General features: G+C 34.5%; 13 protein-coding genes and 3 pseudogenes. 7 read left to right on the top strand and 9 right to left on the bottom strand.

The window, feature by feature from the left end; all coding sequences use genetic code 11:
* Positions 1-277 (bottom strand): annotated as a pseudogene (locus MOC86_RS22330) (MarR family transcriptional regulator); the annotation flags it as partial.
* A gap of 116 nt (positions 278-393) precedes the next feature.
* Here MOC86_RS22330 and MOC86_RS22325 point away from each other — a divergent pair.
* A complete protein-coding gene (locus MOC86_RS22325; protein WP_268586178.1) occupies positions 394-1038 on the top strand; it encodes a YczE/YyaS/YitT family protein in 645 nt (214 codons plus the stop codon).
* Positions 1039-1094: 56 nt separating this feature from the next.
* Here the strand turns inward: MOC86_RS22325 and MOC86_RS22320 are convergent.
* Positions 1095-1238, bottom strand: a pseudogene (locus MOC86_RS22320) (DUF6262 family protein); the annotation flags it as partial.
* Positions 1239-1260: 22 nt separating this feature from the next.
* Positions 1261-1914, bottom strand: a pseudogene (locus MOC86_RS22315) (tyrosine-type recombinase/integrase); the annotation flags it as partial.
* Between MOC86_RS22315 and MOC86_RS27420 the strand changes: the two are divergent.
* On the top strand, positions 1889-1987 hold the full coding sequence (locus MOC86_RS27420; RefSeq protein WP_419146671.1) for an IS3 family transposase: 99 nt from the start codon (positions 1889-1891) through the stop codon (positions 1985-1987). The pseudogene MOC86_RS22315 and the gene MOC86_RS27420 overlap by 26 nt on opposite strands.
* Positions 1988-2058: 71 nt before the next feature.
* Here MOC86_RS27420 and MOC86_RS22310 read toward each other — a convergent pair whose 3' ends face one another.
* Together MOC86_RS22310 and MOC86_RS22305 are read right to left on the bottom strand one after the other, a co-directional pair.
* Positions 2059-2376 (bottom strand): DUF2653 family protein, encoded by a 318-nt coding sequence (locus tag MOC86_RS22310; RefSeq protein ID WP_243515460.1) that lies wholly within the window; start codon positions 2374-2376, stop codon positions 2059-2061.
* Between the two features lie 14 nt (positions 2377-2390).
* Positions 2391-2846 (bottom strand): hypothetical protein, encoded by a 456-nt coding sequence (locus MOC86_RS22305; RefSeq protein WP_268586176.1) that lies wholly within the window; start codon positions 2844-2846, stop codon positions 2391-2393.
* A gap of 250 nt (positions 2847-3096) precedes the next feature.
* On the opposite strand from MOC86_RS22305, the gene MOC86_RS22300 reads away from it, so the two are divergent.
* Complete coding sequence (locus MOC86_RS22300; protein ID WP_268586175.1) at positions 3097-3315, top strand: hypothetical protein; 219 nt, start codon at positions 3097-3099, stop codon at positions 3313-3315.
* Between the two features lie 276 nt (positions 3316-3591).
* Positions 3592-4926 (top strand): gluconate:H+ symporter, encoded by a 1335-nt coding sequence (locus MOC86_RS22295; RefSeq protein ID WP_268586174.1) that lies wholly within the window; start codon positions 3592-3594, stop codon positions 4924-4926.
* A 65-nt stretch (positions 4927-4991) separates the two neighbouring features.
* On the opposite strand, the gene MOC86_RS22290 is transcribed toward MOC86_RS22295, so the two are convergent.
* Positions 4992-6128 carry an acyltransferase family protein gene (locus MOC86_RS22290; protein WP_268586173.1) on the bottom strand — a complete coding sequence of 379 codons (1137 nt, stop codon included), beginning with the start codon at positions 6126-6128 and terminating at the stop codon, positions 4992-4994.
* A gap of 439 nt (positions 6129-6567) precedes the next feature.
* Here MOC86_RS22290 and MOC86_RS22285 point away from each other — a divergent pair, with 439 nt between their 5' ends.
* A complete protein-coding gene (locus MOC86_RS22285; RefSeq protein ID WP_268586172.1) occupies positions 6568-7215 on the top strand; it encodes a Bax inhibitor-1 family protein in 648 nt (215 codons plus the stop codon).
* A gap of 51 nt (positions 7216-7266) precedes the next feature.
* Here the strand turns inward: MOC86_RS22285 and MOC86_RS22280 are convergent, their stop codons facing one another.
* Positions 7267-7902: an FMN-dependent NADH-azoreductase gene (locus tag MOC86_RS22280; protein WP_268586171.1), complete on the bottom strand. Its 636-nt coding sequence runs from the start codon at positions 7900-7902 to the stop codon at positions 7267-7269.
* 550 nt (positions 7903-8452) lie between these two features.
* Here MOC86_RS22280 and MOC86_RS22275 point away from each other — a divergent pair.
* Together MOC86_RS22275 and gdh are read left to right on the top strand one after the other, a co-directional pair.
* A complete protein-coding gene (locus tag MOC86_RS22275; RefSeq protein WP_019390783.1) occupies positions 8453-9304 on the top strand; it encodes a GRP family sugar transporter in 852 nt (283 codons plus the stop codon).
* A 52-nt stretch (positions 9305-9356) separates the two neighbouring features.
* Positions 9357-10142, top strand: coding sequence for a glucose 1-dehydrogenase (gene gdh / locus MOC86_RS22270; RefSeq protein WP_040060818.1), 786 nt, complete (start codon positions 9357-9359; stop codon positions 10140-10142).
* A 49-nt stretch (positions 10143-10191) separates the two neighbouring features.
* Here the strand turns inward: gdh and MOC86_RS22265 are convergent, their stop codons facing one another.
* Both MOC86_RS22265 and MOC86_RS22260 read right to left on the bottom strand, forming a co-directional pair.
* On the bottom strand, positions 10192-10827 hold the full coding sequence (locus tag MOC86_RS22265) for an FMN-dependent NADH-azoreductase (protein ID WP_268586170.1): 636 nt from the start codon (positions 10825-10827) through the stop codon (positions 10192-10194).
* Between the two features lie 103 nt (positions 10828-10930).
* Complete coding sequence (locus tag MOC86_RS22260; RefSeq protein WP_019390786.1) at positions 10931-11248, bottom strand: winged helix-turn-helix transcriptional regulator; 318 nt, start codon at positions 11246-11248, stop codon at positions 10931-10933.
* Positions 11249-11439 lie beyond the last annotated feature (191 nt).

Here is an 11439-nt window from a genome sequence, read left to right as displayed (position 1 = left end):
CCAAATAGGCTTCCATATTTTTAGGTGAATTCTGATGCTTAAAAGTTTCATTAAATGTTTCATAACTAATTTCTTGAAGTTTTCGTAAATCTTCAAGGGTACATTTTTTTATATTTATCATCTCAGCTAACTTTTCTTGAATGATTTCTGGGTTTTCACATATTCGCACAAGGTACAAATACTGCCCCTTTGTAAGGTCATATTCTTTAAATTCTATATTACTTATAGAATCTAAGGCCCTTGCTATCATTCCAATTTCACGAAGAATTTCCTTCATAATGAACTCCTCAGCACATATTTTTATTGTAAATGCAATAAAATGTGGTGTATATTAAATGAAACTTATTTTTGTTGCGTTTGCAATAAAAAATAATGATAAAGAGGTTGAGTAAAGTGAAATATGTTTTTTATGTAGTAGGAATTTTAATATTAACCCTTGGTATTTCTTTCACTATACAATCAGACCTTGGAACTTCACCTTTTGATGCCCTTTTGGTAGGACTGTCTATAAAGGTGGGTCTTACTGTGGGAAGTTGGGAAGTAATAATAGCCCTAATATTGATAGGCTGTAATTCATTTTTAACAAGACAAAGACCAGAAGTTTTGGGGTTGTTAACAGCATTTATAACGGGGATTAGTATTGATATGTGGCTTTTTTTATTGCACCATTTGATAACACCTGAACTATGGTACAGCAAAGTGGTTTGTTTTGGAATCGGTTTAGTTGTTATAGGATTAGGAACTGCAACCTATTTACACACAAATTTTGCACCGATTCCAGTTGACCGATTAACCTTAATCATACAAGAATTAACGAGAACTAATCTATTTCTTTCGAGAACATTCATTTACCTTGTATTCTTGATAATAGCCTTGATTTTAAAGGGCCCCATTGGCGTTGGAACTTTATTAACAGTTTGTTTAGCAGGACTAATCCTGAATTACTTTATGCCATTTACTAAAAAAGTATTAGACCGCATATTAACAGACTCTAGTCCATCACCAAATTATGATAAAGATAAAAACCATTCAATATAGAATGGTTTTACCTGCCCCGTTAAAAAGAAAGGAGAACACCGTTCTCCTTATTAGTACTACAGTTTTTTATAAACATCTCCGTAAGCTACTTTCAGTTGTTCCTTTAATTGCTTATTTTCTTTTTCCAACTTTTGATTTTTTCTCTTTAGAGATGCAATAAGAGCATCCTTATTATTTTCATTCATTTCTAGCTGTATTTGCATCATGCTCACACCATTTCTATTAAGTAATTTGAAAAGCACTCTGTGCTTTTTTCCATTCTTCTCGAATTTCCTCATCTGAAGGATGGAGGTGCAGATTCATTGTTGTTTGAATTTGGGAGTGTCCTAAATGTTCTTGTACTTGTTTAATATCCTTTGTTTTCTGGTAGTATATTGTAGCGTGGGTATGACGGAATAAATGTGCATGAAGATTAATACCTGTTTTTTTCTTTAATCGTTTAATAAGAGAATCCACATTCCAATACTCCATTGGTTTCCCTGTGTTTTCTCCTCGAAGTTTCACAAAAACAAAGTTTGAATCAATTTCTAACTCATCAATTACTTCATACAAGTAATCATCGTATAAATCCATTAAGGACTGCGATACATAAATTTCCCGTTCTCCTGTTTTTAACATAGCACCGTTTTCTAATTCTCCTTTATCTACTAAACGAATACGGTGCCCCTTTGCGTGGTCAAAAACGAAATCCTCCATAAATAGAGAAAGAGCCTCACCAATACGCAAACCAGTTTCAAATAACAGTTGAATCAAGAAGATATCTCGTATATTGGTGGTTGCTTGTAACATTTGTTGTACTTGTTCTTTTGTCAAAGTTTTCCCCTTTTTGTGTGGTTTTTTTAATTAAAGTATATTTCTTATTGAAGACTTATCCTTTTATAACAATATTCGTATCCAAACGAAACTAAATAACCAGTCTCCGGTTCAATACCGAAAACTGGCTATTTAGATGGTGTTTTGATCCCTGTCTTAAAAACGGGGGTCAGTCCTATTTTGAATGTTTGGATTTTATATATCCTATTACTTAACCAAACTAATGCCCTTCTCAACCTTCACAAAAGCAATAATCCCTTCACCCTCTGCAAACGTAACTTCTGTTTTTAACATAGTACGGTCAAAGTTATGTTTATCAACAAGGTTCAAGTGAATAGCTTCAATTAATTCTTTTGTATAAATTGTTTTTTCATATCCTCCAAATTCTACAAGAGCATAGAATTCTTCAAAGTCGTCTGTACATAATTCAACAGACACCTCGTAAGGAGAAACGTTTTTTTCATGATACGCTATATATTCGCAAACACTGTCGTGTACGTTTTGTTCGTTAAATTTAATTTCCATCATTTAACCTCTTTCTATGATGACTTCCTTCTTGTGAAGATTTTTTTAATAAGCCATACGATAACAAGGATGACTACGATATCTAACAGCAGACCGAACATTGAGAATCCAGTTCCTGCCCCACCAAATGGATGGAACATGCTTCCTAATAAAGCACCGACCCCAAATGCACCGGCATAAGAAGCAATTTTCTTAGCTGTTGAAGATTTTTTGTTGTTTGCTGTTGTGTTTGAATTTTTTTGAGTTGAGTTTGTAGATGTTTGTGAATTGTCTTTCTTTGTAGATGTTCCACCAGAATAGCTTCTATTAGAAGAGTAACCACTCGTACTCTTAGATGAATAGCTAGAGCTTGGTGTGCTATATGAATGGCTTCGTGCACCACTGCTGTAACCTCTTGCTTCTGCTGTATGTGGAAGAACCATAGCAGCTACCACCATCATAAGCGTAAAGATTGATAAAACTTTTTTCAAAATCCTTTGCACCTCTTTGTTAGTAATATATATATTTTACTACATGAAATAATAAAATGCCCGTCTAATGCTTTTTAACGGAAAACTCATGTGTTACACAAATGAAACTTTTTAAAATTCAAAAAACGGGTACAACAAATAATAAGAGAGAAAATATCAAAACTGGAGGGAATAAATATGATGACGAAATCGAAGAAAAAGAAAGTGGTACTTGGTACACTTATTTCAACAGGCGGTGCAGCACTAGCGGTTGCTGCATATACAAAGAAAAGCATCTTTTAAAGTACGTCCAGATACAGATATGAGAAACAGTAAAAAGATTGATCAAGTAGAAAGTGTGGATGAGGACAAAGCAAGAGATGAAGAAGGACTTACTCAATATGATTCAGCTTTAAAATCAGATTGGGTAGCAAACGGCTTTCCACAAACACATATGGAACTGGAAGAACTAGAAAATCAGAAAAAATAAGATAAAAAGACTAAAGAAAAGCAAGGTAGCATGTCTACCTTGCTTTTTTTATTGTTTGCACATAAAAATAAAAAAGAAACATATTATCAAAAAATAACCATAATTTAACCAAAAAGTGCTATAATACTTTATATTATTTTATTGGTCATTTTCTAGTAAAAGGAAAAAATAAAACACAAATGAAAGCGCATTCAATTTTACTCTTAACTAGAAGGGAGTTGATTTTAAATTTTTGAGGTTTTTATAAAACATAACAATAGTTAAGGGGAGAAGAAGATGCCAATTTTGATTGTAGCAATAGGAGTTCTTATTCTTTTATTTTTAATTATGAAAGTAAAGCTAAATACGTTTGTTTCACTTGTTGTTGTTTCCTTTTTAGTTGCGATTGGTCTTGGAATGGAACTCGATAAGATTGTGCTTTCAATTGAAGCGGGGATTGGCGGTCAACTAGGGCATTTAGCATTAGTATTTGGGTTAGGGGCAATGCTTGGTAAGCTTGTGTCAGATGCAGGTGGCGGTTATCGTATTGCGATTACACTTATCAATACGTTTGGACGAAAGAGAATTCAGTTTGCAGTTGTAGTCTCTTCTTTCATTGTTGGAATAGCTCTATTTTTTGAAGTTGGTCTTGTTTTGTTGATTCCTATCATTTATGCGATTGCAAAAGAGCTAAAGGTTCCTTTCTTATACCTTGGGATTCCAATGGCAGCAGCATTGAACGTGACTCATGGATTCCTACCTCCACATCCAGCTCCAACAGCTATCTCACTTGCATATGGAGCAAACATTGGGCAAGTTCTTTTGTTAGGTATCATTATTGGTATCCCAATCACAATTGTAGTAGGCCCATTATTTAATAAATTTGCGATGAAGGTATTTCCAAATGCTTATAAAAGAAGCGGAAATTTAACAGCATTAGGTCCTCGTAAAGAGTTTAAACTTGAGGAGACCCCTGGATTTGTTATTAGTGTTTTAACTTCTTTATTTCCTGTTATTTTTATGGCGATTGCGACCGTTATGTCTCTATTGTTTCGCGAAGAATCCAAAATAAAAGAGATTGTTGAATTTATTGGAATGCCTGGAACAGCCATGTTAATCTCTCTATTACTTGCGATTTATACAATGGGATATGCAAGGAAAATCCCGATGGCAGATATCGGAGATTCTTTATCGAAATCTATTTCTCAAATTGCAATGATGCTTCTTATTATTGGGGGAGGAGGGGCATTCAAGCAAGTTCTAGTAGATGGGGGAGTTGGAGACTATGTAGCTTCTTTATTTCAAGATACAAATCTGTCTCCGCTTTTAGTTGCTTGGATGATTGCAGCTCTTTTGAGGCTATGTTTAGGATCTGCAACAGTAGCAGCTTTAACAACAGCAGGATTAGTAGCTCCTCTTATGGCGGCAAGTGCGGTTAATCCCGCTTTAATTGTATTAGCAACAGGAGCGGGCAGCGTTATTTTTTGTCATGTGAACGATGCTGGGTTTTGGATGGTAAAAGAGTACTTTGGCTTAAGTATGAAAGAGACATTTCAAACATGGAGTTTACTCACAACAGTTCTTTCTGTAACAGGTCTAGCCTGTGTTCTATTGCTTGGCATGTTTCTCTAATAAAGCCCAAAACAAAAAAGCTTGCTTTATCACTCGATAAAGCAAGCTTTTCTTATTAAACACCATTAACCAGTAACAACGGTCTCTTTTTTTACAGGGGTTTGTTTCTTACGATTAATTTTCCCAATCATATATTTACCAAATGGAAAACGATTTAGAATATTAATCGTAATAATACAGCTTATAAGAGCTGAAATGAACAAGAGTGGAATTTGCATGTAACCGAGCTCCCATCCTTGTGAAGCAATGAAGTCTCGAATAATTGTAAGATAGAACCAATGAGCAAGATAGATACCGAACGAATATTGGCTGACAATCGTTAAAATTTTCGGCGTCTTCTTAAAGCTTTGGCATACAAGGAGTAGGAACAGAATCATCATAACGGTAAAGAAAATAATATCAATACGTTTCGATCCTACAGCGAAATATTCATTCACATTATTATATATAAGCACACCTAATGAAACAATTAAGAAAAAGAAAATCAGTGCTTTGAATCTTTTTAAGCTTTCTACAAAAGTCATAAAGTTTTTTCCACAATAATATGACAAAGAGAAATAAAATAACCAAGCTACAAATGGGATATAGTATCCACCGCTCCACAGATAACTTGTAAAAGGTGTGTGGGAAGTAGGTTGTATAAAGTTGAAGATGGACAAATAAGCTACGTTAATAATTAGCGAAACGCTTAAAACAAGCGCAGCTGGTAGTTTGGAAAAGAATTTTGTAAATAAATGATGTAAAACATAAAACTGAAAGATAACTAATACAAACCAGCCGTGATATCCACCTGTGAGGTTATTCCAAATCAAGCTTGGAATTTGTTCAGGTACGGCACGTCCTGAGAATACAGCATAGAAGATTGCCATAAAAATGAATGGAAATAAAATTAATTTAATTCTTTTCCAATAGAATCCTTTCGGAAGATTGTTAGGATATGAATAAGCTAAAATTAATCCAGATATGAAAACGAAAGTTGGAGTACCAAAACAAAGGATTGTTGCTAATGTTGTCACAAGTATTCCTTCTTGCGCATAGTTGACTGTAAATGTTGTTGAATGGAGCATTACAATGCTTAGACATGCTAAGGCTCTTATAATCGTAATTTCATTTAAAACTTTTCTCTTTTTTTTAGGGCTTGGCTCCACTTTTGGTACTGATGTACTTGATGTCAGGGCTAAATCCCTATCGTTTTTATTCATAGTGCCCTCCTTTTCGAGTCTGTTATAAAACACTTAGAATTATAAACATTGTCTGATTTCTTCGCAATGGATATATATGGATAGGACGTTGGAGAGAGTGGCTTATACTATTTGATTAAAATAAGCTTTAGCTATGATAGAAACTATAACAGAAAATAGAACAGCAGTATGTTACCACGATAATATAGCTCTTGAGAGAACAATATCCCTTCTACAGGAATTCAAATATTTGCTTTTTGACTCTTTTTTTTGAAAGTTACCCGTATAGTAAAAACTTTCTTTAGAAAAGGTGGATGAAGAAAAACAATGCAAGAGGACTCAACTTTTAAAATTATCATTTGTCATTCTTTACTAAGAAGGAACATAGAACTAATTTTTTAAAAAAAGATGGAAATTATGGAATAGAAAATATAATATAGGAAAAAGAGGAGGGATTAGAGTGTTAAAAGACGTATCAGTACAAGAGAGACCTCTATTTCAAAAGGTCTTATCTACATTTGTATTAACACTGCTCATTGCAACAGTTGGATTATACATAGGGCAATTCGTGCCTGCTGCATTAATGCTGCCGCTTGCAGTTGCTGAAGTTGTTATGCTTATTGCAGCTTTTTGGTTAAGACGAAAAAGCCGTGTTGGCTATGCTTTTGTGTATGCTTTTGCAGCGATTTCAGGGATTACAACATATCCAATTGTAAGCTATTATGTATCAATGAGTGGAGCGAACGTTGTTTTGCAGGCGTTTGGTTCTACATTCGGTATTTTCTTAGTAATGGCTGTGATTGGATCAAAAATGAAAAAAGATTTATCATTTTTATCTTCATTCTTATTAGTTGCTGTTCTATCAATGATTTTTGTAAGTCTATTTGGTTTATTTACAGGAGGACTTACATCAGGTTCTTTAATGGCTTTATCTATTATTGGAACAATTGTATTTTCTCTTTATGTTCTATATGATTTTAACCAAATGAAGAGAATGCAGATTACAGAAGCAGACGTGCCATTACTTGCTTTATCTCTATACTTAGATTTCATTAACTTGTTTATTAATTTACTTCGCTTCTTCGGTATTCTTGGTAGCGATGATTAAGAAAAAGAGCGAGACTGTTTGAGCAGTCTCGCTCTTTTTTATAATTTAAGATTAGAATTGTTTTCCTAACTCTTTTGCACGTTTAATTCCATCTGCTTTAATGTCTTCAGCTTTGCTTGGCTCTGCATTATGTCCTTCAATAAATAGACCTTCAAATGATGGAACGCCGAAGAAGTTCATTATAATGCCGATGTAACGATGTCCCATTTCTAAGTCTGCTGCAGGACCTTCAGAATAGTAGCCGCCGCGTGCTTGGATATGAAGGGCTTTTTTGTCTGTTAGCAATCCAACAGGACCTTGTTCTGTATATTTGAATGATTTCCCTGCAACAGCTACAGAATCTAAGTATGCTTTCATCACTGGTGGGAAAGAGAAGTTCCATAGTGGTGTAACAAATACATATTTATCAGCTGAAATGAACTGTTCGTTCAATTCTGCAAGACGACTTACTTTTTGTTGTTCTACTTCAGAAAGCTCAGTGAATTCACTTCCTGAACGAAGTTTGCCCCATCCGCTGAAAATGTCAGCATCAATGTGTGGGATGTTTTCTTTATACAAGTCAATATGAACAATTTCATCGCTTGGGTTATTTTCTTTATAGCTCTCAAGAAATGCTTGACCTGCTGCCATGCTGTAAGATGTTTGCTCATCATGTGGATGTGCAGTAATATATAATACTTTTGTCATTATGAATCGACACCTTCCTGTTTTTAAAATGTATACTCGCGAAAGTATTGTTAGTTTCAAAAAGTTAACCTTGTTACTAATAGTAACCTATGTACTTATTTTAGTCAATCATTTTGATTTACACTAACATAATTCTATATATAGAAAGAAGAAGGAGGGTTATGAAAGAAGATGAAAACTTTAATTTGTGAAATGTTTCACTTTTGTAAATAAGGAATAGTTTTGAAAGTGAAGTGAAAGAATGGAATTTTCTTAACGTTGCATTATATCCCATGATAGCGCTATATTATCCAATTATAAGACCATAAAATAAAAAAATTTCACACTAAAAATGACCATTTATACGTAATCGCTACCAATACTTATTTCTAAAGGTTTAAGGTGAAAAGAGAAGAAGAAAGAAAAGGTTTCCACACTAAGTTAATAATTAATTAAGTTAAACAAAATGATTGACGCCTTTATTTAATTTAAGTTACTATTAGTAACGTGATGTTGCTTACAAAAGTTAAGCACTTAAATCTTTTTATTTAAGAAAGAAGGTTAGGATCAAATGGATATCCTCTTGGCTATTCTGCCAGCAATCTTTTGGGGGAGTATCGTCTTATTTAATGTTAAATTAGGCGGAGGTCCATATAGTCAGACACTCGGAACAACAATCGGTGCACTTTTATTTTCTGTTGTTATCTATCTCGTTGTTCATCCAGTGTTGACCCCAACGATTTTCATAGTTGGAATCGTTTCAGGATTGTTTTGGGCACTTGGACAAAGCAACCAGTTGAAAACTATTGACTATATTGGTGTTTCAAAAACAATGCCAATTTCAACAGGTATGCAGCTTGTATCAACTGCTTTATTTGGCGTTATTGTATTTCACGAGTGGTCAACAACAACGACCGTTATTTTAGGTGTATTAGCATTAATTTTCATCGTTATTGGGATTGTACTTACATCAGTGGAAGATAAGAAAGATGACAACCAAAATGCTCAGTTCAAAAAAGGGATTGTTACCCTTATTATTTCTACCATCGGGTATTTAATTTATGTTGTTGTGGCACGTTTGTTTAATGTTGATGGATGGGTAGCTCTATTTCCACAAGCAATTGGGATGTTTATTGGTGGACTCATTTTAACGTATAAACATAAACCATTTAATAAATATGCGATTCGTAATATTATTCCAGGGCTCATTTGGGCTGCAGGAAATATGTTCTTATTTATTTCACAGCCAAAAGTAGGAGTTGCTACAAGCTTCTCACTATCACAAATGGGAATTGTAATCTCAACACTAGGAGGTATTTTCCTCTTAGGAGAAAAGAAATCAAAACGTCAGCTTGTGTTTATTACAATCGGTATTATTCTTATTATTTTAGGTGGCGTATTCTTAGGAATGGCTAAGAGTTAACGTTAACGTGAAAGTTAAATTATAAAGTTAGCATTTTCAAGGAGGAAGTATAATGTATACAGATTTAAAAGATAAAGTTGTCGTTATTACAGGTGGATCTACTGGATTAGGACGAGCAATGGCTGTTCGTTTCGGAGAAGAAGAAGCTCGCGTTGTTATCAACTATTGGAATAATGAAGAAGAAGCGTTAGAAGCAAAAAAAGAAGTTGAAGAAGCAGGCGGAAAAGCAATCATTGTTCAAGGTGACGTAACAAAAGAAGAAGATGTTATTAATCTTGTTCAAACAGCTGTAAAAGAATTCGGTACACTTGATGTAATGATTAACAACGCAGGTGTTGAAAATCCTGTTCCATCTCATGAGCTTACATTAGATAACTGGAATAAAGTTATTGATACAAACTTAACAGGAGCATTCCTTGGTAGCCGTGAAGCTCTTAAATACTTTGTAGAAAACGATATTAAAGGAAATGTAATCAACATGTCTAGCGTTCATGAAATGATTCCTTGGCCACTATTTGTTCATTATGCAGCAAGTAAAGGCGGCATGAAGCTAATGACTGAAACCCTAGCACTTGAATATGCTCCAAAAGGCATTCGTGTCAACAACATTGGACCAGGTGCAATGAACACACCAATTAATGCTGAGAAATTTGCAGATCCTGAGCAGCGTGCAGACGTTGAGAGCATGATTCCAATGGGATACATTGGAGATCCTAAAGAAGTAGCAAATGTTGCAGCATTCTTAGCTTCTTCTCAAGCAAGCTATGTAACAGGAATTACGCTATTTGCTGACGGTGGTATGACAAAATATCCTTCTTTCCAAGCTGGTAGAGGTTAATAAATAAAAAAATCCCCTTTAGGTGAAATGCCTAAAGGGGATTTTTTATTTAAAAGTGATGTGCTAAATCTTTAGCTTGACCAATAGCTTTTGTTTTTATCTTATCCGTTTTTTCAGGGTGGATCATTTGTCCTTCAATTGTAATTGTTTCAAACGACTCAATCCCAAAGAAATCCATCATTACTTCAAGATAGCGATGTCCCATCTCCTTATGAACATCAGGACCTTCAGAATAGATGCCTCCACGTGCTTGAATATGTACAGCTTTCTTTCCTTTTAGAAGCCCTTTAGCTCCGTCTCGTGTATATTTAAATGTTTTGCCTGAAACGGCAATTGCATCAATATATGTTTTCATAATTGCTGGAATAGAGAAGTTCCACATTGGTGTTACAAACACATATTTATCTGCTAATAGAAACTGCCCGCCTAACTCAGCTAGTCTTCCAACCTTTAATCTTTCATTTGTTTCTAGGTTCTCAAATGAGTTACCAGCTCGAAGCTTTTCCCAACCGCTAAAAACGTCAGCATCTAAATATGGAATATCCGCTTTATATAAATCTAAATGAACCACTTCATCATATGGATTTTCTTTCTTATATGTTTCAATAAATTCTTGGCCAACTGCCATGCTAAGTGATGCATCTGCTTGTAATGGATGTGCTGTAATATATAAAACATTTGCCATACATTTTTCCTACCTTTCCTTGCGATCAAACGCAATGATGTTCAACCTGGCTCGTGGGGGATTTCCTTCCGCGAACAGAGAATGTTTTCTATTTCTTCTTTTTTTAATCTTTAACCCAGCTCTCAGCCCATTGACTAATAGGACCAAGAATTTTTCCTAATTCAGTTCCTTTTTGAGTTAGGGAATACTCTGAACGAATAGGGCGATCTGGAATTACGTTGCGAACAACAATTCCATGCTCTTCAAGCTCTTTAATTCGCTCTGTTAACATACGTCGACTTAAGTCTGGAATAGTTTCGCTTAATTCACTAAATCTTTTAGGACCGCTCATTAGAACATAAATAATAAGCCCTGTCCATCTTTTCCCGATTAATTCAAAGCTCTTCTCTACCTTTGGATGCAATTCTCTATTCTCTGTCACTCATTTAGCCTCCTTACCTGAATTCGACAAAGGATTACTTATGTACTTATTGTAACAAAAAAAACAATGAAATAGATTTTTTTAGTATGAGGTAATTAGTAAAGTTTCATAACAGTAAATACCATTAGAAAGGAATGTAATCCGTTTGAATCTCATTTTAAAGTTTTCGTAGATGTTCCAAATCAGAATGA

Source organism: Priestia endophytica (assembly GCF_026790145.1).
Lineage (GTDB): Bacteria > Bacillota > Bacilli > Bacillales > Bacillaceae_H > Bacillus_I > Bacillus_I endophytica_A.
This window is presented reverse-complemented; position numbering and strand designations above follow the sequence as displayed.

Excerpts from the sequence above, each read along its gene's own strand:
- MOC86_RS22275 (WP_019390783.1), top strand. The coding sequence starts at position 8,453 with ATGGATATCCTCTTGGCTATTCTGCCAGCAATCTTTTGGGGGAGTATC.
- MOC86_RS22295 (WP_268586174.1), top strand. The coding sequence starts at position 3,592 with ATGCCAATTTTGATTGTAGCAATAGGAGTTCTTATTCTTTTATTTTTA.
- MOC86_RS22265 (WP_268586170.1), bottom strand. The coding sequence starts at position 10,827 with ATGGCAAATGTTTTATATATTACAGCACATCCATTACAAGCAGATGCA.
- MOC86_RS22310 (WP_243515460.1), bottom strand. The coding sequence starts at position 2,376 with ATGGAAATTAAATTTAACGAACAAAACGTACACGACAGTGTTTGCGAA.
- MOC86_RS22290 (WP_268586173.1), bottom strand. The coding sequence starts at position 6,128 with ATGAATAAAAACGATAGGGATTTAGCCCTGACATCAAGTACATCAGTA.
- MOC86_RS22280 (WP_268586171.1), bottom strand. The coding sequence starts at position 7,902 with ATGACAAAAGTATTATATATTACTGCACATCCACATGATGAGCAAACA.
- gdh (WP_040060818.1), top strand. The coding sequence starts at position 9,357 with ATGTATACAGATTTAAAAGATAAAGTTGTCGTTATTACAGGTGGATCT.